The following is a 20,042-nucleotide window of genomic DNA, read 5'->3' as shown; positions in this document are numbered from 1 at the left end:
GCTGCGCCGGCCTTCGGGATGGCATTCGGCGCTGCCGGACAGGGTGACGATTCCGGCCGGCGGACTGCCATTATAGCCAAACCCACGCTTTTGGTCCACCCGCACGGCCCGATTGTTTCCGGATACGGGAGATGCATTGCGTGATCCGGACAAAATGAGTAAACAATCAGTACGCACCAACCCCCAACGGATAAACGACATGAAAGAAATAGCCAAACTGCTCGATAACAACCGCATCTGGGCCCAGAACGTCGAAAAGAACATCCCCGGCTTCTTCCGCAAGCTGGAGAACCAGCACAAGCCCAAGTTCCTGTGGATCGGCTGCTCCGACAGCCGCGTGCCCGCGGACCAGCTCATCGGCGTCATGCCGGGCGAGGTCTTCGTGCACCGCAACATCTCCAACCAGGTCATCAACACCGACATCAACCTCATGTGCGTCCTGCAGTACGCCGTGGACGTGCTCAAGGTGAAGCACATCATCGTCTGCGGCCACTACGGCTGCGGCGGCATCGATGCCGTGCTCAAGGACCAGACGCCGGGCCTGCTGGCCCACTGGCTGGAGAACGTGAAGGACCTCATGGAGCGCAACCGGACCCCGAACCTGGACGACATGTGCGAACTCAACGTCAAGCTGCAGGTCCGCAACCTGGCCCTGAACAGCATCGTGCGCAAGGCGTGGGACCGGGGCCGCTCCCTCTACCTGCACGGTTGGATCTACTCCATCGCCAACGGCCTCATCCACGACCTGTGCATCACGCGCGGCGGACGGCATCAGGAACCCGAGCATATCGACCTGAAACGTCCCGCAAAGGCGGAGTGAGACGGAAGCCGGCCGCCTTTTTGCTTGCCCTGCGGCAGGCTTCTCCCTATTGCTTCGCCCATGTCCGAACACAGTGAAGTACGTCTGAACAAGTACCTGGCCGATGCCGGCATCGCCTCGCGCCGCGGGGCCGACGCCCTGATCCAGGCCGGCCGGGTGAAGGTCAACGGCGCGGTCCAGCGCGAACCCGGCACGCGGGTCGTCCCGGGCCGGGACGAGGTGGCCTGCGACGGCAAGCCCGTGAGAGGGGGCCAGGGAGCGGAGCCCGTGTACATCATGCTGCACAAGCCCGCGCATACGGTGACCACGGTCCGCGACCCCCAGGGCCGGCAGACGGTCCTCGACCTGCTGCCGCGCGAACTGCGCGGGCTGCGACTCTTTCCCGTGGGGCGCCTGGACTTCATGTCCGAAGGGCTGCTGCTGCTGACCAACGACGGCGAGGTGACCCTGCGCCTGACCCACCCCAGCCACGAACACCCAAAGCTCTACGAGGCGCTGGTGCGCGAGGCCGTGACGGAGGATGCCTTGAACGTCATGCGCCGGGGCATGCGGCTTGAGGAAGGGGAAACGCTGGCTCCGGTCGATGTCGAGGCGAGGACGCTGCACAGCGGCGGCACCCTGCTGCGCATGACCCTGCGCCAGGGGATCAACCGCCAGATCCGGCGCATGTGCCGCGACCTTGGGCTGACCATCCTGCGCCTCAAGCGGGTAGGGCTGGGGCCCTTGACCCTGGGCGACCTGTCGTCCGGGAAATGGCGTCACCTGAGCCCCGGTGAAATCCGCAGCCTGAAAACGAGCCTTGGCCTGACCCAGGGCGGGGAAACCGCATGAAGATCCCGAAACACCCGGCTCTGAGCGCCCTTTTCGCCGCCGTCGCCCTGCTTCTGCTGGAAGCCGCATCGGCCCTGGTCATCATGGGCGGTTTCGTGGACGCCGACGCCGGCCAGCCGGAACTCCCGGCCATGACCCGCCTGGGCGACCTGCAGGGCACCTTCTCGGACCTGGACGGCCGCGCCACGTCGTTTGCGGACCTGCGCGGCAAGGTCGTGGTCGTGAACCTCTGGGCCACGTGGTGCCCGCCCTGCCGGGCCGAGATGCCATACCTGCGGAACCTGTGGAAGAAATTCGAGGGGAACGACGGCCTGCGGGTGCTGTGCATCAGCACCGAGACCGCGGACGAAGTGCGCGCCCACCCGATGTCCAGGGAACTCGACATGCCGCTGTACGTCTTCGACCCGCCCGTTCCGCCGGAGCTGCAGGCCGAAGGGCTGCCGACGACGTACATCTTCGACCGCCAGGGCAGGGTGGTTTTCGGGCACACGGGCATGGCCCGCTGGGACGGCGACGAGATCGTCGCCTATCTGGAAGGATTGCTGGGGGCGGGAGCGAACTGACGGCGGGTGAAGGCCAGGACCTGACGGAAGGATTCCTTGTTGGAGTCCCAGTGCAGGTGCCCCTCCACGTCCACGGCGTCGAACCAGTAGTAGCCGATGTGCTCGGACGAGAGGACGACCTTTTCGCTGCGCACTCGCGCCAAATACACGGGCTTGCGCAGTTCGATGCGGGCCTCGGGAATGCAGAAGCAGAATTCCGGGATGACGGTTTCGAGCATCTCCGCGGCGAGCTTCACCCCCGTCTCCTCCTCCACTTCGCGCAGGCAGGCCTCGACGCAGGGCTCCTCGGCGTTGCGGCCGCCGGTCACGGGCTGCCAGTATTCATCATGACGGTGCGTCACAGGACAGCGCAGCAACAGGAAGCGATCCAGGAGATCGTTGTAGAGCCAGCATTCGATACTGTATTTGATCATGGAGCATGTCCATTGCATCACCGCCCGTGCCAGTCAAGCAAAACAAATCCGAAGAGCGCAGGACGCCCGTGAACGCCTCGACCCTGGCCGAGCATGGCCGCGACCACTGCGTCATCGACATGCACAACCTCTTCGTCGGTACTACCCTGGAGGACGAGCTTCTGCTCCTGGGCGCCGGTGATGGAACCCTCGCAGACATCGGCCGGGAGTGCGCCCTGTTCGGCGTCCGCCTCGAACCTGGCCGCCTGCTCTCGTCCTATTCCGGCGGGGAGCAGGCCATCATCTGCTGCCTGGCCCTCATGGCGCTGCTTCCGCGCCGGCCCCTGCGCATCCTGCTCGTGCACGTCCTCGAAACCCTCTCGCCGCGCAACCGCGAGCTGCTCCTGGACCGCTTCGCGACCGTCCTGCCCGAGGCCGGACTCTTCACCCTGATCGGGAACGTACCGCAACCGGCAGGCCGCCATGCTTGAGCTCGCCGCCGGCACCTACCCCGTCCCCCACGCGGGCCTGCGCTACGAGCTCGCCCGCGACCTGCGGCTGCCGCGGGGCAGTTGGCTGCGCCTGCGCGGGGAGAACGGCGCGGGCAAGACGACCTTCCTGGAATACGTGCTCATCCCGAACCTGCGGGACCGGCATTGCCTGCTGTACCTGGCCCAGGACATGGACCTGCAGCAGAACACCATGCGCGCCACCCTGGCCCTGATGGGCCGCGAAGCGCCGCAGAGCCTGGCCGACCTGGCCTCGGCCTGGATCGAGGCCGGCGGCTGCAGGGAGGTCGTCATTCTCGACGAATTCGACAAATACCTGACCGCCCCCCAGTTCACGGCCCTGAATCTGTCACGTTTCGGCTGGGTCGTGCAGGTCTCGCACCTGGAGAGGCCGGGAGCCAGGCCGGACCTGCCGAGCGGCTTCGAGTTGGCCTTCGTGCGTCCCGACGCCGGAAGGCCAGAGGTTCACCTCGGCTTGGAGCGATTGTGGCCGGCCTGAAAGTGCTGACGATTTTCGGCCTGCTGACGGCCTTCTTCGGGCTCTTCGTCTTCGGCCCTTGGTACGGACGGATGGAGCTGCAGGCCGCACTGCTGGCCATATTGCTCACCGCCGCGGCGTGGAGGGGAGGCCTGCGCTCCGCGGGGCGGTCGATCCTCTTCGTGTTGCCATTCGTCCTCTCCCTGCTGGCCTTCGGAGCGGCCTTTCAATGGGCGGGCCTCATGGGCCGCACGGACTGGCTGAGCGACTCCCTGCTCAAGGCCCTCGTTTTCCCCAACTCGTTTTTGATCGTGAAGCTCGGACTGGAGTCCATCACCTTCCGCGACATCTTGGGCCTGCCGCTGCGTCCGGGGGCCCGCCGCAACGCCATCGTCTTGAAGGCCGTCATGGAAAAATGTACGCCTCTGCTGCACCGCTACCGCTTCTTCATGGACCTGACGCCGCACTTCGCCGGCCGCCGCAGCGGAAGATTCCTGCGGCTGTGCGGGGTCATCGTGGCCGCCTACATCAGCATCTACCAGCAGACCGAGAAGACCCTGGAGCTTTTTGACCACCGAACCCGTCACCTGAGGAAGGAACCATGAAAAATATCCGCATCGCCGCCCTGTCCATCACGGCCCTGGCCTGCCTGACGACCCTCTTCGTGCGCATCCCCCTGCCCAGCCGGGGCTACTTCAACGTCGGCGACGTGGCCGTGGTCTTCGGCGGCCTGGTGCTCGGCTTCATGAACCCGCGCCAGGGGGCGCTCTGGGCCCTGGCCGCCTGCGGCGTGGGCTCGGCCCTGGCCGACGTCCTGAGCGGTTTCGCCGTCTTCGCCCCCCTGACCTTCCTGGCCAAGGGCGCCGAGGGGGCACTGGCCGCGATGGCGGCAGGCCGCACCGGCGCGACGCAGTACGCCATGCTGGCCCTGGGCGGGCTGGCCATGATCGCCATGTATTTCATCGGGGAGACGCTGATGCCGAACATCGGCCTGCAGGGTGCGGCGGCCGAGATCCTGCCCAACGTGATCCAGGCCGTCGGCGGCGCCGTGGGCGGCTTCTTCGCAGCCAAGGCCCTCAAAAAGACGGGAATGATCTGAACTTCAGGACGCGGAGTCTGCAGCGTCCGAACCCTGGGGGGGCTTCGGAGAGGTACGGTTCCGCTCATGCTCCGGAAGCCGAACCGTGGCGGAGCGAGTCTCACGCAGCCTGTACGTCTTCAATCTCCTGTTGAACTCGTACAGGTTGCTGAGCTGTCTCATGACGGTTTCAACGTCCTTCATCTGACAGCCTCTCGATATCGGCCAGATCCTGCAGCGAACCTCTTTGTTTCTTGAGCCAGATGAGGTCCGATCTGCTGGCCACCCTGACGATGCATCCCTCGCCGGAAGCTTCGAGGGCGTTGCGGATTATTTCCAGATGCCTACCGTTTCCTGCCAAAAGGATATCCATGATCATCTGGTCGCGGCCTTCGACCTTGAGAAATCGCCGAAGCGTCAACGGCGTGCTCTGAAACGTCCACGGCTGCGCCGATTCCATATAACCGTGTGCCTCAAGTATCCCTTTTATCTTCGCAAAATCATCAGGTTCGAGCAGAATGTCTATGTCCTGCGTGAATCTCGGTTCCGCGTGAAAGGCCATCGCCACGGCCCCGACCACGACGTATCCGATCTTCTCTTGTTCAATCTCCCTGACAAGCTGCTCGAATTCCTCGAAAAGATTCACGCGTCATCCGCCGTACATCTGAAGGTGGTCACAAGGTCATTATCCAGAAAAAACACGTATTTTTCTAACAAGTTCCCGCTTTATTGGCAAGGCGCGTCAGAATTTCCAGCCGGAAAGAGCCGCAGCCCGACCGGCCCCGGACCCCGTAAATCGGCCAAGGCGGGGTTATGTGCGGGTGATTTCCGGTGCGGTCGACGGTCCGGCCTGCCCGGCCGGATCGAGCGCCCGCAGCGCCTCGTACAGCTTCGCGGCCCTGCGCGGCCCGAGGCCGGGGAGCGATGCGAGTTCTTCGACGCCGGCGGCGAGCATGGCCTCGATGCTGCCGAAACGCTCCCAGAGCAGCCTCGATGTCGCGGGTCCCACGCCCGGCAGCGCGTCCAGGTCCGAAGACAGCTGCGTCGAGCGCTTGTGGCGGCGCAGACGGGAGATGACGAAGCGGTGCGCGATGTCGCGCACGTGCTGCAGGAACAGGAGTTCCGGGCTGCCGGGTTTGAGCGGCATGGGGTTCTTGCGGCCGGGGCGGAAGATCGCGTCGCCCAGTTCGCCTGCGCGGCGGCTCTCGCCCTTGGCGATGGACGCCAGGGCGACGCCCTCCAGCCCATGCTCGGCCATGGCCCGCTCCACGGCGGCCAACTGGCCCTTGCCGCCGTCCACGAGCAGCAGATCGGGCCAGGGCGGACCCGAGGCCTGGCGGCGGGCCACAAAGGACGCCAGGGCCAGATAGTCGTCGGCGGAACCTTCGAGTTCGGGAAAACCGTACAACCGGTAGGACTCCTTCTCCTCCCGGCCGTCGACGAAGACGACCATGCCCACGCGCATGCCCTCGCCCTGGATGTGCGAGGCGTCCACGCACTCGATGCGCTCCACCTCGCCGTCGAGCCCCAGGGCGCGGGCCAGTTCGACCGGACCGGCCTGGACCCGCCTGCGCCCGGCGGCGTGGGCCGCGGCGTTGGCCGTGGCGATGTCCACCAGCCGCCGTTCCTGGTCGCCCCTCGCCTTGGCCACATGAACCTTGCCGCCGCGCATGTCGCCCAGGAGTTCCTCCAGGGCCGGGTCCACCCCGCCCGTGGCCGTGACGATGCGGGCCGGGATGAAGCGCTCGGCCGTGTAGTACTGCGTCAGGAAGGACTCCACGAGTCGGACTCCGTCCTCGGGGGTCTCGAGCGTCTCTCCGGCGAACCAGAAATTCTGGCCGTCGATGATCCGCCCCTGACGCACGAAGACCACGGACAGGGCCGCCCCCTGCTCTCCCCCGCCTATCCCCAACACATCGAGATCGCGCCCATCGGACAGCACCGCGGCCTGCCGCTCCACCGTTTCCTGCACGGCGCGGATGCTGTCGCGCAGGCGCGCCGCGCCCTCGAAGTCCAGGGCGTCGGAGCGGCGCAGCATCTCCGTGCGCAGCCCGTCCAGGAGTTCGCCCGACTTGCCGGAAAGGAAGAGCTCAACCTGCCGCACCACCTGCCGGTAGTCCTCCTCGGACACGGGCAGGCAACACGGCCCCAGACAGCGGCCGATGTGGTACTGCAGGCAGGGCCGGGTGCGGTTGGCGAAGACCGTGTCGCGACACTTGCGCAGGGGGAAGAGTCGGTCGATGACGCGCCTCGTCTCGCGGGCCGCCAGGGCCGAGGTGAAGGGGCCGAAATAGACGGACCCGTCGCGCAAAACCTTGCGCGTCAGGCGCAGGGCCGGGAAGGGGTGGTTTCGGGACAGGCAGAAGAGGACGTACTGCTTATCATCGCGCAGGACGATATTGTACTTGGGCCGGTGCTTCTTGATCAGGCTGGCCTCAAGAAGCAGCGCCTCCTTCTCCGTGGCCGTGCACAGGAAGTCGATGGCCTCGACCCGGGGCATCATGACCCGCACCTTGGGCGGCAGGCGGTGTTCGGGCTGGAAATAGGAAGAAAGCCGCCGGCGCAGCTGCTTGGCCTTGCCCACGTAAACGATTCTGCCCGCGGCGTTCTTCATCAGATACACGCCCGGGCAGGTCGGGAAGGTGGTCAGGACGTCGCGGGAGATCATCTCCGTCGCCTGCGGGGCGGCCTCTTGCGGGGCGGCCTCCCCTGCTCGGTTCTGCCCTCGACGCGCACGAACTGCGGGGTCTCGGCCTCCACCTCGCTGCGCAGGCTTCCCCATATCTCGGCCGGGCCGAGGTCCTCGCCGGCCACGAGCAGGCCCAACTGGTAGAGGGCCAGAGTTTCGGGGAAACAGTCCTGGGCCACGAAACCGCGCTTGGAGAAGCGCTTCTTCTTGTCGGGCTCGAAGCGGCTCTGGTTAGCCATGATCTGGATCATGCGCGTCGACATCCACTTGGGCATGCTCATGCGCGTGCAGATGGGCGGCAGCAGGTCGGCCAGCAGGGCGTTGTAGACCACCCGTTCCCCGGCCGTCTCGTAGCGTTCGGCCACGTGGCGCACCGGGGCCGTAAACAGGGCCGCGAAGACCAGGACCGGCTCGACCTTGCCCACGGTCCGGATGCGCTCGTCCAAGTGTTCGAGCCACGTCCACAGGACCGAGTCCTGACCGTGGTCGTGGTCCAGAAAATCGGCGATCTCGGGCAGCAGGACATGCAGCAGCCCCGTCTTGTAGAGCAGGCGGAAGGCCTTTTCGCCGGCCGCGAAGGCGAAGAGCTTCTGCAGTTCCTCGAAGATGCGCGGCGGCGAGGCCTTGAGAATCTCCTCGTGGTGCCGGAGGATGGCGTTGTAGGTGGCCGGCTCGATGTGGAAATCCAGGCGTGAGGCGAAGCGGACTGCACGGATCATGCGCACCGGGTCTTCGCGGAAGCGGATGTTCGGGTCGCCGATGCAGCGGATGAGACGGTTCTGGATGTCCGAGAGCCCGCCCACGTGATCGATGATGGTGAAGCGCTCGACCTCGTAGAAGAGCCCGTTGATGGTGAAGTCGCGCCGCAGGGCGTCCTCTTCGGGCGTGCCGTAGCAGTTGTCGCGGAACTGGTAGAGATCGTCGCCGCCGTTCTCCTCGTCCTGGTCGGGACAGCGCCGGAAGGTCGAGGTCTCGATGACCTGGTCGTCGAAGCGGATGTGCGCCAGGCGGAACCTGCGGCCGATGAGGAAGCAGTTCTGGAAGATTTTCTTGATTTGGCTCGGCGTGGCGTTGGTGCTGACGTCGAAGTCCTTGGGCGTGCGTCCGAGGATGAGGTCGCGCACGCTGCCGCCGACAAGGTAGGCGGTGAAACCCTTGCGCACCAGGCGGTACATGACCTTCAGGGCGTCGGGATGGATGTTCTGCCGCGAGACGGTGTGTTCTGATCGGGGAATGATGACTGAAGTCATAGGTCGCAAAAAATCCTGTTCTCAATTCTCATGGTGTCGGAAAGGCAAAGGCGAGGCACCGCACTGCGCAGGCCTGGCGCGGGGCCTAGACCCTGTCGCAGGGGACGTTGGCCAGAAACTCCTCCAGCAGGTCGTCGAGGTTCGCGCTGTACTCCTGAAGCCCGTAAACGGCGCCGCACGACCTGCAGCGCAGCTCCACACCGCGTCAATGCCGGCGGACCTGCAGCATGGCCCGGCACTTTCTGCAACGCAGGCGGGTCGGAAACTCCCTGCGGTCGAGCATCATGCGAAGACCCCCTCGATGCTGCGGACCGTTTCGCGCACGTCGCCGATGATCTGGTCGTAATCCACCTCGGCCGAAGGGATCTCCGTCCCTTCAAGCCAGAAGTCGGCAGGCTTGCGCGGGTGGAAGTTGCACTCGGTCATCATGATGACATGCCTGGAGAGGCGCAACAGATTGTGCAGGGCCGGATACGCACCGCGGAAATCCCGGCTGTGCAGGGCGTACTGCCCGACGATCTCCCGGATGGAGACCGGAAAGTTCCAGGCCGCAAGGACCTCGGCCCCTGCGGAAAAATGGTCGTGCCCGCCGAACCAGCTGCGCTCCCTGGCGAAAAACTCGGGCAGGGGCAGGTTCGCGCTGGCGGTGAAAAACTCGAGGAACCGATCCTGGTAATTGACCAGCAGCACCACGTATCCGATGTTGTGGATCAGGCCCAGGCATTCGAGATGGTCGTGCCCTTCGCTTTCCAGCACGTAGGCCTCGGGCACCGCCGAGACAAACTTCTGCATGAAGACGTTGGCCGTGAGGCTCTGCTGCCAGACGCGCCGCAGGATGGTGTTGATCTCCGTGGACTCGTGGAAGAAGGCGGACCGGAGCACGACCTGGTACACGATGCGCTTGATCTCCCTCTGGCCGAGGCGGACCAGGGACGTCAGGATGTCCGTGGTGTTGTTGACCTCGTGGAAAAGGGGCGAGTTGGCGCAGGCGATGATGTTGCCGAAGATGACCGGGTCGAGCTTGGCCTGGGCCGCGATCTGCTTGACCGTGGTCTGCGGCGAGTTGAGCATGGCGATGAGGTCCAGGCCGACGGGGCTGATCCCCGGGAGGTCGAAGCTGAGAGATTCCATGTGTCCTGCCTTCACGAATTGAGCATGGGCATGGCCCGCCAGCCGAGGCGCACGGCGGCCCACAGCCCGATGAGAGCGGCCTCGGCCGCGTCATGGCCGGGCGTGGTCGGCGACGACCAGCCTTCCCGGCGCAGAATCGCGGTCACCAGGGCGCAAGCCGCGGCCTTGGCCGCACTTCCACTGACCATCTGCCGGGGAAGAAGAAAATCCGTCCGCCAGTCCTGGGCCTGGATGACTATGCAAGGCAGGCCCCGCCTGGCCGCGGCGCGCTCCCATATGCCCGCCGTCTGCCCGCCACCCTCCACTACCAGATACTCCAGCGCGGGCAACTCATAAAGCACCCTGGCGGCCGCTTTTTTCAGGCGGGCCGTGGTGCCCAGGTTGTGGGAACGGCACCACACGAGCCGTCCGTCCCGGTCCAGCAGGGCGAGACCGGTGCGCACGCCCGCATCCACGGCCAGCAGCGCGGACATCAGAGGTCCACGATCTCCACGTCGTCCGGACTCAGGGCGTGGTGCATGAAATACCCGCCGACCCGCGCGAAGCGTTCGGCCCCGTCCGTGGCCAGGAAGGTCAGGCGGCGCTCCGTGGTCGTGGAGCAGATGTCGCGCCGTTCCAGCATGTCCTGCACGAACTCGGCCGTGGTGCGGGCCGAATCCACCAGAGCCACGCCCGGCCCGACGACCTTGCCGATGGCGTCAGCCAGGACCGGAAAATGCGTGCAGCCGAGGACCAGGGTGTCGATGCCCGTCTCCTCGACCATGGAGCCGAGATAGCGCCGGGCGGTCAGTTCGGCAATCTCGCCGTCGCACCAGCCCTCCTCGGCCAGGGGCACGAAGAGGGGGCACGGCCTGGAGAAGACCTTCGCTCCGGGGCGAAGGCGCAGAATCTCGCGCTCGTAGCTGCCGCCGTTGACCGTGCTCTCGGTGGCGATGACGCCGATGCGCCCGCTTTCGCTCTGGCGGCAGGCGGCTTCGGCCCCCGGGCGGATGACGCCGACCACGGGCAGCCCCGGATAGGCCTCCTGCAGGGCTTCCAGGGACACGGCCGTGGCCGTGTTGCAGGCCACGACCAAAAGCTTGATGCCGCGCTCCTTCAGAAGGCTCGTGGTCTGAAGGCAGTAACGGGTCACGGACTTGGCGCTCTTGGTGCCGTAGGGCAGGCGCGCCGTGTCGCCGAGATAGACGAAGCTTTCCCGCGGCAAGGCCTCGGTCAGGGCCTTCAGAACCGTGAGGCCGCCGATGCCGGAATCGAAAACCCCGATGGGCAGGGTACAGTCTGGATCGTGCATTTGTTCGAAATGGTTGAAAATGTCAGTCAAAGGCGGATGGCCGCAACGGGTCGCGCAGATGGGCGCGAACTTCATCGAGATGCCGCCGGTTGGTGCGTTGTTCCGACAGGGGCGGCAGGTCGTCGAAATCGAAGAAGGCGACCTCCAGGGTTTCCATGCTGCCCCGCGCGTCCCCGCCGAGGAGTTCGCAGAGGAAAACCAGCTTCACGGCATGAAAGAACATGCTGGCCTTGGCCCCGCGGTTGGCGTCGAAGGCTCCGACGAGTTTCTTCGCGCAGACCTCGAAGCCGCTCTCCTCCCTGGTCTCGCGCTCGGCCGTCTCGGACGGACGGTCGCCCACGTCGGCCCAGCCGCCGGGCATGGCCCACTTGCCGTCGGCCGTCTCCCGCACCAGGAGGATGCGCCCGTCCTGAACCACCGCGGCGCGCACGTCAACCTTCGGCGTGGCGTAGCCCGGCTCCAGGGAAAAGGCGCGGGCCGCCTCGGCGGCCCCGAGCGAGGAGTGCGCGGCCAGTATCTCGGCCGCGATCTTTTCCAGACGCTCGAAACTCAGCCGGTCGTAATGGCTCTTGGTGAAGGCCTGGCCGGTCTGGGAAAGGGCCTGGATCTCCCGGGCCCATTCCAGCCAGCGCGGTGTGGGGTCGTCGGCCATGGGATCAGGCCGAGGCCAGGTACCGGGTGATGGCGTCGACGATGGTGCGCCAGGTGCGCTGCCGCTTGGCGTCATCGGTCTCCAGGAGCGTGACGCGGAAGCCCTTGCGGTTACAGCAGAAGCCCGTCAACGGGACCACGCAGATGCCCGTGGCGCCCAGGAGGTAGTAGACGAAGCGCTTGTCCACCTGCACGCCCTTGACTATCTCCTCGATGTACTCGCGCACCCTGGGGTTCTCGATCTCCAGGGTCTGGTCGGGGTTCAGGGCCCCGTCCTCGAACATGACGGACATGTAGAACGCGCCCTGGGGCTTGATGACCTTGACGCCCTTCACGCCCTGGAAGGCTTCCCAGGCCTCCTGGGCGCGGTGCTCGAACATCCTGCGCCGGGCGTCGAGATGTGCGGCGTAGCGCGGGTCGCCCATGACCGGGGGGATGGACAGCTGGGGCAGGCTCGTGGAGCAGACCTCGAGCATCTTGGCGTTTAAAAGGCTCTTGATGTAGGCCTTGAAATCCGGGTTCTTGTCCTTGTTGTAGACCTCGATCCAGCCGCAGCGCGCCCCGGGCCAGGGGTATTCCTTGGAGATGCCGCGCAGGGCCATACCCGGCACCTCGCCGATGACCTCGGACAGGCTGCAGGTCGGGTGGCCGCTGTAGACGATGTTGGCGTAGATCTCGTCGGCCAGGATGAAGATGTTGTAGCGCCGGGCGATGTCCACGATCTTCTCGATGAGTTCGCAGGGGTAGACCGCGCCCGTGGGGTTGTCGGGATTGATGAACAGGATGCCGGCGATGGAGTCGTTGTAGCGGACCTTGTTCTCCAGGTCGACGAGGTCGGGCATCCAGCCGTTGTTCGGGTCGAGCTCGTAGGTCAGGTGCTCGTAACCCGAATGGGCGGCCTCGGCCGAGGAGTGCGTCGAGTAGGCCGGGGAGGGTCCGATGACGCGAGCCTCGCGCTTCAGGAAGCCGAAGATCTTTGCCACGGCGTCGCCCAGGCCGTTGAAGAAGATGATGTCGTCGGCCGTAACCTGGTAGCTGCCGCGCTGGTTGACGAGCTGCGCCACGAACTCGCGCGTCTCCAGGACGCCCTGGGTGGCGCAATAGCCGTAGGTCTTGTCGTTCATGACCAGGTCGGCGATGATTTCCTTGATCCAGCCCGGCACCTGCTCGCCCTTCTCGATGGGGTCGCCGATGTTCTCCCAGGTGATCTGAAGACCCAGGTTGCGAAGGTCCTGGGCCACGGCCACAATGGCCCTGATCTCGTAGGTCAGCTTTCCCCAGCCAACATGTTCGATGTCTCTGCGCATAAAAACGTCCCGGTTGCCGCGCGGTCCGGTCTAAAACCGCGCAGGAAGATGATGCGCCCCGCGAAAGGGGCATGAAATAAAGGAAAAATGCTTATTCCACGGTCCGGGGATTGTAAATAGGCAGGGCGCCTACTTCAGCGCGGACTGCAGGATGCCGCGCAACTCGTTGACATGGAAGGGTCTTGGCACCACGGCCACGGTGCGGTGGCGGAACTCCGTCTCCAGCGCCGAGCTGCCGAAACCCGTCAGGAGGATGAGCGGCGTCTCGGGCAGCTGCTGGAGACAGGAGCGGATGAGCGCCTCGGGCCGGTCGCAGGACACGAGGACGAGGTTGCAGGTGTCCCGGAACTTCAGGAAATCGCCGCTTCCCGGTACGCAGGCCTCGGCCTCGTAGCCCACCTCGGTCACGATCTCGCGCAGCATGGTGCGCATCTGTTCGTGGTTGCTGAGCACCAGGATGCGCGGCTTCAGGGCGCCGCGCGGCTTGCGCATGCGGTCCAGGGGCTGCAGAAAATTCTCCATGGCCAGGCGGACCAGCCCGAAACGCTCGCGCACGAAGGCGTAGGCAGGGTTTTCGAGGAGGCGCTCGCACAGGCCCGCGGCCTTGTCGAGGGTGGCCACCAACTCCATGTACGTGTCCGGCTGGGACGCGTCGCTCCCGACACTTCCGGAGTGGGACACGAGACGGCCGAAATCCGGGCGCTGCTTCATGCGCACGACCACGTTCTCGAAAAAGCCGGCCGGTTCGTTCCTGGTCCAGTCCTTGTTCAGCCGTTCGGCCAGCAGCTTGGCCACGGACAGAATGGCCTGGCTCGCGGGCAAGTCCTCGCGCAGGGCCACGAAAGGCTTGCCCGCGGCGGAAATGCGCCGGGCGGCGTCATCCATGGGGATGGCGCCGAGAAAAAGCGGTTTGAGATCCAGGAACTGCACCACCGTCTCCTGGAAGCGCGCGAAGACCTGACGGGCCTGGGCCCCGGACTCGGCGCGGTTGACCAGGACCAGCGGCGGCCACCACAGGCCGTTCTCCTTCAGGACCTTGATCAGGGCGTAGGCGTCCACCAAGGAACTGGCCTCGGGGTTGACCACGAGAATGATCTCCCGCGTGGCCAAGCAGAGGGACACGACCTGGGCCGAAATGCCCGGGGAATTGTCCAGGATGAGAAAATCGTAGTTCGAAAGGCCCGAAAACTCGCCGATGAGGCGCTTGCGTGCCGCCGTGTCCAGTTCGGCCATGCGCGCCACGCCGCTGCTGCCGGAAATGAGGTCCAGGCCCGGCCGAACCGGGACGAGGCACTCCTCCAGGGGCAGGTTGTCGAAGAGGACGTGCTCCAGAGTCCTGGCGGGCGCGGGCAGGCCGAGGTGCACTTCGGCATTGGCCAGGCCGAAGTCGGCGTCCAGCAGGCAGACCGTGTGCCCGGCGCGGTTCAGGGCCAGGGCGAGATTCACGGCCACCGTGGTCTTGCCCGTGCCGCCCTTGCCGCTGGCCAGTGCCAGGATGCGGGTATGCCTGTGGCGAACTGTGTTCAACGTCTGCTCCATGACTCGAAAAAGCTAGGCCTGGCCTGAGCGATGTCCCTGCAGCAGGCAGGAGATGTCCGCCAGCAGGGTCTTCAGCTGGAAGGGTTTGCGCACGCATTTGGCCGCGCCCAGGCGCAGGGCTTCGTCCATTTCCTCGGAAGAGGCAAGCCCGGTGATGACCATAACCGGCGGGAAACCGCCCTTGCGCCGGAGGAGCTTCAGCACGTCGAGGCCCGAATGCACGGGCATGCGGATGTCAAGAAGGATCAGGTCGAACGTCCCGGCGCGCAGCTTGCGCACGGCCTCCTCGCCGTTGGCGGCCGCCTCCACGGCGTAGCCGGCCTCGCGCAGGGTCTCGGCCAGGATGTCGCGGATATGCCCCTCGTCGTCCACGACCAGAATCCGGCCCTCGTTCTCCGGCAGGGGGACGCACTGGTGGGCGGCCACGGCCACGGGCTTCTCGGGCATGGTCACGGGGGTGGACACCGGCAGGATGACGACCATCTCGGTACCCCGCCCCGGCTCGCTCAGAACCTTGATCTCGCCGTAGTGGTTGGTGACGATGCCGTAGGCCGTGGACAACCCCAGACCCGTGCCCTTGCCCTCGGACTTGGTGGAGAAGAACGGGTCGAAGATGCGCGACAGGTTTTCCGGAGGGATGCCGCAGCCCGTGTCCTTCACGGTCACGCAGACGCGCTTGCCGTCGGACAGGAAGGACGAGGTGATGGTCAGGACCCCGCCGCCGATCTCCATGGCGTGCTGGGCATTGATGACCAGGTTGAGGAAGACCTGTTCGAGCTGGTTGGCGTCGGCCAGGATCAGGGGCATCTCCGGCGACAGATTCTGCACGATGGGGATGCGGTGGGTATGGAAAATGGATTCGACCAGGCCGACGATCTTCTGCAGCAGGGTGTTCAGGTCCACCTTGGTCACCTGCGGCGCGTTGGGCCGGGCGAATCCCATGAGGCTCAGCAGGATGGACGAGATGCGCTCGATCTGCTCGGAGATCTGGCGCAGGTCACGGCGCTTCTTCTCGTCGTCCTCGCGGCTCTCCAGAAGCTGGGTGCGCGCGGAAATGATGGCCAGGGGGTTGTTGATCTCGTGGGCCGCGCCGGCGGCCAGTTGCCCCACCGCGGCCAGGCGCTCGGTCTGCAGGAGCTGCAGGTTGATCTGCTGGTTCTTCCACAGGGCCCGGGACAACTCGTCGGCACGCATCTGCAGACTGTCGAAGAGGCGTAGGCGGTCCAGGGTGGCCGAGGCCACGCAAGAGACCTGCGAATAACCCATATACTCCTGGGGGGTCATCTTGGGCGGGCGGTCCTGGGAGCGCAGGATGCACAGTTCGCCGGTGAAGTCGCTGCCGACGAGGGGAAAGATGCAGTAACCCTGGACCACGAAAAACTGTTTGAGGCGCAGTTCGCGGTCCATGGCGAAGGCGCCTTCGTGGCGCTCGTGATGGCTGCGCAGGATGACCAGAAGGCTCTCGGGCAGGGGCGGGCCGTCGGAGGTCAAGGGCAGGCCGTCGCCGTCAAGGGCGTAGGACACGCTGCGGCGGTTGCCGCCGCCCCAGATGAGCCCCTGCATGAGCCGTTCGGACGGCACCATCCAGTAGGCGAACCCACCGCGTACGCCGACATCCCCCTGCATGCTCACGGCCGCGGCCTCGAAGATCTCGTCGACGCTCGTCGCCGTGCTCATCTTCAGACCCACGGTGGAGCCCAGGTTGGTGAAGCGGTTGGCGTCCTCCAGCCGGCCCACGGCCTGCTCCAGGTCCAGCCCCATGCGCATGAGCTGCTGGTTGGCCTGCTGCAGGGAGGACAGGAAGAGGGTCACCTGGTCCCCGTCCAGGTCGAAAGGTTCGGCGCGCTCGGCAAAGGCCGGGGCGAAGGCGCGGTGGATGTCCTGGATCTCCTTCTCGCCCAGTCCCAGCATGTCCTGCAGGCCGGCCTGGCGCTGCTTATCCCGGCTCATGCTCCGGGGCGCGTCCATCAGTGTGAAATGGGCCAGAATGTTGGCCAGGGCCACTATGGCCACGAGGGGGCCGTTGTCCTTCATGGCGCCCAGCGCAGGCGCCGAGTGATGGTGCAGCCAGATGGCGTCGGTCATGGACGGCGGCAGCTTCCATTTCTGGGCAATCCAGCGGCCCACGGCCGTATGGTCCGTCCTGAAGACCTCCTGCTCCGCGTCCAGGACCGCCTCGTACAGTTCCTCCATGCGCTCGGTGACATGGACGTATTCGTCCTGCACGTGCAGCTGCAGGAAAATGCGGCCGAGATCGTGCATGACGCCCGCGCCGAAGGCCTCGCCGGCCAGGGACGGATAGCTCCTGCCGGCGATGAGGGAGGCGTAGACGGCCGTGGCCAGGCTGTGCCGCCATAGGGTCTTGTGCGCGGCCTCGCCGCTTCTGTCGCCCTTGATCAGCGAGTCCTTGATCAGGACCGAGAGCATGAGGGTCTGGACGACTCTGCTCCCCAGACGGTTGAGCCCCTGTTCCACCTGCGAGACCATGCCCCTGGAGATGTAGGTCGCGCTGTTGGCGTGGTCCAGGATCTTCATGGTCAGGGCCTGGTCCGTCTCGATGATGCGGGCGAGCTTTGCGTGGTCGAAATCCTGGGTCAGGACCTGACCAAGGATGGCGTTGGCCACCGACGGCAACGAAGGCAGGGCCTCGATGCGTTGGAGGATGGCGTGCAGGGAGCGGTCGGCTCCGGCGGCGGGTGCGGTCTTTCCGGGCACGGTCTCGCTTCGGGAGGGGGTGGGGTCCACGGCAACTCCGGCCTGTTCAGTAGTGGGGCGGTTTTTCATCTGGATCGAAGGGAGGCAAGGCGGAGACGTCCTTCAGCTTCCTGCCCAAGAGCGTCACCAGATGCCGAAGCTCCCGGATTTCCTTCTGCTGTTCTATGACAACCGAGCTCAGCTCATCAACCGTTTTTTGTAAATAGAGGTATTTGATCTCAATGTCTTCGAATCTTTCCTGCATGTGCTCCTCCGGCAGCGGGATGGTTTGTCGGTCATCTCCCTTGACCTGAAGCGGGGGGCGCCGATAGGGAATCGCCATCAATCCGGCATCCACAGGAGACGCCCCATGACCAACGCCGCCCAGATCTTCACTCCGGACTTCCTGGACGAGGTCTTCCCCCAGTCGCGGACCGACGCCTTCTTCGAGGCCCTTTTCGGCGACGCCGAGGACGGGGCTTACGACATCCGTCTGCGGTTTGAAAAGCACGCTCCGGACGAGCTCGCCTTCGCCTTTCAGCTGCACCAGCGCCCGGGCATGTGCCTGGCCTGCAACCTGACCTACGGCCTGCCCCAGGTTTTCACCCGGCATCCGGTCCTGGCCGTGGCCAAGCTGGCCCAGACCCTCGGCGAACGCATCGGCAAAACCCCCGCCTCGTGGGCCCTTGGCGCCACCCGGGAAATCTCGCGCAGCCTGCACGTCATTCCCTTTACCATCAGGATCGCCTGACGGACAGCGGCAATTCCTCACGCGCCGGCGTGTGCAATTCGGGAATTTTTGACTCAGGTCAAGGATTCCCGGATCGTTTTGCGCCAGGATGACGGCATGACCACACCCGACACTCTCCCCACGCACAGTCTCAAGGTCTGCCGCGGCGCGACCGGATGCCCCCATGCCGTCATCGGACGGGACATCTCGAAGGAAATCGACGCCGTCATGGCCCGTTCCGGCTGGAACGCCTTCCTCGCCGCCGGCGTGAAGCCCATCCGCCATCACCACCAATTCCGTCTCGCCTTGGCCTCGTGCCCCAACGGGTGCTCCCAGCCGCACATCGCAGACTTCGGCCTGATCGCCTTCGGCCGGGTCGGCGTCGAGCCGGACGCATGCACGGCCTGCGGGCTCTGCGTCGACGCCTGCACCGAAAAGGCCCTGACCCTGGACGGCCCGATCAGTCTTGACCCGTCGCGCTGCCTGGGTTGCGGTGCCTGCGTTCGGGTCTGCCCCTCCGGAGCCCTGCGCACCGCCGCAACAGGCTGGCGCGTGGTCCTGGGCGGCAAGCTCGGCCGGCACCCGCGCCTGGCCCACGAACTGGGTGTCTACGGTCTGCCCGAAGCCATGGGCATCCTGGAGCGCGTCCTGCGCACGCTCATGACTCAAGGTCGGCCCGGACTGCGGCTCGGGGATCTCGTCGAGAGGATGGGTCGGGAAAATTTCGACGCGGCGGTGCGGCCATGAAGACCTTCACCCGCGTCCTCTTCACCCTCTGCGCCCTGACCTCGGCCGCGCACTTTCTGCGCTTCGGCACCCTGTGGGAAGCCCTGCCCGCGCTCATCCTGGCCCCCGCGGTCTGGTTCCCGAAATTCCTGCCCCGCCCCCTGCTCATCCTGGCCGCCGTCGGCGGAACGGCCCTGTGGGCCTACCAGGTCCAATCCCTGGTGGCCTGGCGCATGAGCTTCGGGCTGCCCTGGGTGCGCCTGGCCCTGATCCTGGGCGCCGTCAGCCTGGCCCACGCGGCCGCCGCGCTGCTGCTTGCGGGCGGACCCGGTCGGCGCATCTTCGGAAGCCTGCGCCCGCGGGACATGGTCTCCACGGCCGTAGCCCTGCTCGTGGCCGGCATCCTCGCCCTGGCCGTGTCCAAAACGCCCTTTCCCCTGCTCCTGGGCGAACGGTTTCTCCCCGGCTCGGGGCCGTTCTGGATCGCCCTCTTCGCCGTCTACGGCAGCCTCGTGGCCGGCTGGATGCTGGACGGCCCTTCGGCCAAAATCCGCGGGCGCATCTGGACCCTCTTCTCGGCCGTCTTCTTCGGCCAGCTGCTGCTCGGCCTGTCGGGGTGGGAGCAGTTCCTCATGACCGGGAAACTCCACCTGCCCGTCCCGGCCCTGATCGTTTCGGGCCCGCTGTTCCGGGGCGAAGGATTCTTCATGCCCATCCTGCTGGGCGTGTCGCTGCTGCTGGTCGGGCCGGCCTGGTGCAGCCACCTCTGCTACATCGGCGCCTGGGACGACCGCCTGGCCCGGCTCCACGACGGCAAACCCAAGGCCCTGCCGGCCTGGGCGCCGCGCCTGCGGGCCGCCCTCCTGGCCGCCGCCGTAGCCGTGCCCCTGGTCCTGCGCGCCCTGGGCGCGGGCTGGGCGTGGGGCCTTGGCCTGGCCGCGGTGTTCGGTCTGGCCGGGGTGGCGGTCATGGCCCTGGTTTCGCGCCACAGCGGCACCATGGTCCACTGCACGGCCTGGTGCCCCATCGGCCTCCTGAACAACCTCATCGGCCGCGTCCTGCCCTGGCGCGTGTCCATCGACAGCTCCTGCACGGGCTGCGGCCTGTGCGCCAAGGCCTGCCGCTACAACGCCCTGACGCGGGCCGACCTCGAACGAAAGCGCCCCGGCCTGAGCTGCTCCCTGTGCGGCGACTGTCTGCCGCGCTGCCCCCACGGGCATCTGGGTTACGCCTTTCCGGGACTGGGGCGGGACCGGGCGCGCCAGGTCTTCATCGCTCTGGTCATCGCCCTGCACGCAGTCTTCCTGGCCGTGGCCCGCATCTGACAATCTTGTGAATCATCAATGAATCAAGCAATTTGAAA

23 protein-coding genes are annotated in these 20,042 nt (G+C 65.9%); 10 read left to right on the top strand and 13 right to left on the bottom strand.

The window, feature by feature from the left end:
• Positions 1-199 precede the first annotated feature (199 nt).
• Genes ACYQ3G_RS09165 through ACYQ3G_RS09155 form a run of 3 tightly spaced genes read left to right on the top strand, consistent with a single transcriptional unit; the run spans position 200 to position 2,214 of the window.
• The gene (locus tag ACYQ3G_RS09165) at positions 200-820 is read left to right on the top strand and encodes a carbonic anhydrase (protein ID WP_459825100.1); all 621 of its coding nucleotides are present in this window, start codon (positions 200-202) and stop codon (positions 818-820) included.
• A gap of 60 nt (positions 821-880) precedes the next feature.
• Positions 881-1,651, top strand: a complete 771-nt coding sequence (locus tag ACYQ3G_RS09160) for a pseudouridine synthase (protein ID WP_459825097.1) — start codon at positions 881-883, stop codon at positions 1,649-1,651.
• Entirely contained in the window at positions 1,648-2,214 is a 567-nt protein-coding gene (locus ACYQ3G_RS09155; RefSeq protein ID WP_459825095.1) for a TlpA family protein disulfide reductase, read from the top strand. Before ACYQ3G_RS09160 ends, ACYQ3G_RS09155 begins: the two co-directional genes overlap by 4 nt.
• Here ACYQ3G_RS09155 and ACYQ3G_RS09150 read toward each other — a convergent pair.
• On the bottom strand, positions 2,178-2,627 hold the full coding sequence (locus ACYQ3G_RS09150) for an NUDIX domain-containing protein (protein ID WP_459825092.1): 450 nt from the start codon (positions 2,625-2,627) through the stop codon (positions 2,178-2,180). The two genes, ACYQ3G_RS09155 and ACYQ3G_RS09150, sit on opposite strands and share 37 nt — an antisense overlap.
• Before the next feature lie 26 nt (positions 2,628-2,653).
• Here ACYQ3G_RS09150 and ACYQ3G_RS09145 point away from each other — a divergent pair, with 26 nt between their 5' ends.
• The 4 genes from ACYQ3G_RS09145 to ACYQ3G_RS09130 are packed head-to-tail and all read left to right on the top strand — an operon-like array spanning position 2,654 to position 4,692.
• The gene (locus ACYQ3G_RS09145; RefSeq protein ID WP_459825089.1) at positions 2,654-3,097 is read left to right on the top strand and encodes a hypothetical protein; all 444 of its coding nucleotides are present in this window, start codon (positions 2,654-2,656) and stop codon (positions 3,095-3,097) included.
• Positions 3,090-3,614 carry a P-loop NTPase family protein gene (locus ACYQ3G_RS09140; RefSeq protein WP_459825086.1) on the top strand — a complete coding sequence of 175 codons (525 nt, stop codon included), beginning with the start codon at positions 3,090-3,092 and terminating at the stop codon, positions 3,612-3,614. Before ACYQ3G_RS09145 ends, ACYQ3G_RS09140 begins: the two co-directional genes overlap by 8 nt.
• The gene (locus ACYQ3G_RS09135) at positions 3,602-4,198 is read left to right on the top strand and encodes a hypothetical protein (protein ID WP_028578329.1); all 597 of its coding nucleotides are present in this window, start codon (positions 3,602-3,604) and stop codon (positions 4,196-4,198) included. Before ACYQ3G_RS09140 ends, ACYQ3G_RS09135 begins: the two co-directional genes overlap by 13 nt.
• Entirely contained in the window at positions 4,195-4,692 is a 498-nt protein-coding gene (locus ACYQ3G_RS09130; protein WP_459825082.1) for an ECF transporter S component, read from the top strand. Before ACYQ3G_RS09135 ends, ACYQ3G_RS09130 begins: the two co-directional genes overlap by 4 nt.
• Positions 4,693-4,861: 169 nt before the next feature.
• On the opposite strand, the gene ACYQ3G_RS09125 is transcribed toward ACYQ3G_RS09130, so the two are convergent.
• The 12 genes from ACYQ3G_RS09125 to ACYQ3G_RS09070 form a co-directional block, all read right to left on the bottom strand.
• The gene (locus ACYQ3G_RS09125) at positions 4,862-5,317 is read right to left on the bottom strand and encodes a nucleotidyl transferase AbiEii/AbiGii toxin family protein (RefSeq protein WP_459825079.1); all 456 of its coding nucleotides are present in this window, start codon (positions 5,315-5,317) and stop codon (positions 4,862-4,864) included.
• A 165-nt stretch (positions 5,318-5,482) separates the two neighbouring features.
• Entirely contained in the window at positions 5,483-7,339 is a 1,857-nt protein-coding gene (gene uvrC, locus ACYQ3G_RS09120; RefSeq protein WP_459825076.1) for an excinuclease ABC subunit UvrC, read from the bottom strand.
• Positions 7,336-8,610: a polynucleotide adenylyltransferase PcnB gene (gene pcnB, locus ACYQ3G_RS09115; protein WP_459825073.1), complete on the bottom strand. Its 1,275-nt coding sequence runs from the start codon at positions 8,608-8,610 to the stop codon at positions 7,336-7,338. The genes uvrC and pcnB overlap by 4 nt, the downstream gene beginning before the upstream one ends.
• 85 nt (positions 8,611-8,695) lie before the next feature.
• Positions 8,696-8,893, bottom strand: coding sequence for a dual CXXC motif small (seleno)protein (locus ACYQ3G_RS09110; protein WP_342663440.1), 198 nt, complete (start codon positions 8,891-8,893; stop codon positions 8,696-8,698).
• The gene (locus ACYQ3G_RS09105; protein ID WP_459825071.1) at positions 8,893-9,741 is read right to left on the bottom strand and encodes an HDOD domain-containing protein; all 849 of its coding nucleotides are present in this window, start codon (positions 9,739-9,741) and stop codon (positions 8,893-8,895) included. The genes ACYQ3G_RS09110 and ACYQ3G_RS09105 overlap by 1 nt, the downstream gene beginning before the upstream one ends.
• 11 nt (positions 9,742-9,752) lie before the next feature.
• Positions 9,753-10,214: a RuvC family protein gene (locus ACYQ3G_RS09100; RefSeq protein ID WP_459825069.1), complete on the bottom strand. Its 462-nt coding sequence runs from the start codon at positions 10,212-10,214 to the stop codon at positions 9,753-9,755.
• Entirely contained in the window at positions 10,214-11,032 is an 819-nt protein-coding gene (gene murI, locus ACYQ3G_RS09095; RefSeq protein WP_459825066.1) for a glutamate racemase, read from the bottom strand. Before murI ends, ACYQ3G_RS09100 begins: the two co-directional genes overlap by 1 nt.
• 22 nt (positions 11,033-11,054) lie before the next feature.
• A complete protein-coding gene (locus ACYQ3G_RS09090; RefSeq protein ID WP_459825063.1) occupies positions 11,055-11,684 on the bottom strand; it encodes an NUDIX hydrolase in 630 nt (209 codons plus the stop codon).
• 4 nt (positions 11,685-11,688) lie between these two features.
• Positions 11,689-12,990, bottom strand: coding sequence for a pyridoxal phosphate-dependent aminotransferase (locus tag ACYQ3G_RS09085; protein ID WP_459825060.1), 1,302 nt, complete (start codon positions 12,988-12,990; stop codon positions 11,689-11,691).
• 129 nt (positions 12,991-13,119) lie between these two features.
• On the bottom strand, positions 13,120-14,517 hold the full coding sequence (locus ACYQ3G_RS09080) for a P-loop NTPase (protein WP_459825057.1): 1,398 nt from the start codon (positions 14,515-14,517) through the stop codon (positions 13,120-13,122).
• A gap of 24 nt (positions 14,518-14,541) precedes the next feature.
• Positions 14,542-17,274 (bottom strand): HDOD domain-containing protein, encoded by a 2,733-nt coding sequence (locus tag ACYQ3G_RS09075; protein ID WP_459825054.1) that lies wholly within the window; start codon positions 17,272-17,274, stop codon positions 14,542-14,544.
• Positions 17,275-17,290: 16 nt separating this feature from the next.
• Positions 17,291-17,566: a SlyX family protein gene (locus tag ACYQ3G_RS09070; RefSeq protein WP_459825051.1), complete on the bottom strand. Its 276-nt coding sequence runs from the start codon at positions 17,564-17,566 to the stop codon at positions 17,291-17,293.
• A 27-nt stretch (positions 17,567-17,593) separates the two neighbouring features.
• On the opposite strand from ACYQ3G_RS09070, the gene ACYQ3G_RS09065 reads away from it, so the two are divergent.
• The 3 genes from ACYQ3G_RS09065 (at position 17,594) to ACYQ3G_RS09055 (ending at position 20,004) form a co-directional block, all read left to right on the top strand.
• Entirely contained in the window at positions 17,594-17,974 is a 381-nt protein-coding gene (locus ACYQ3G_RS09065; RefSeq protein WP_459825048.1) for a pancreas/duodenum homeobox protein 1, read from the top strand.
• Between the two features lie 96 nt (positions 17,975-18,070).
• Entirely contained in the window at positions 18,071-18,700 is a 630-nt protein-coding gene (locus ACYQ3G_RS09060; protein ID WP_459825045.1) for a 4Fe-4S binding protein, read from the top strand.
• The gene (locus ACYQ3G_RS09055) at positions 18,697-20,004 is read left to right on the top strand and encodes a 4Fe-4S binding protein (protein ID WP_459825042.1); all 1,308 of its coding nucleotides are present in this window, start codon (positions 18,697-18,699) and stop codon (positions 20,002-20,004) included. Before ACYQ3G_RS09060 ends, ACYQ3G_RS09055 begins: the two co-directional genes overlap by 4 nt.
• The last annotated feature ends 38 nt before the right edge of the window (positions 20,005-20,042 follow it).

Source organism: Desulfomicrobium salsuginis (assembly GCF_054657795.1).
Note: the sequence above shows the minus strand (reverse complement) of the source record. Positions and strands in the feature narration are given on the sequence as shown.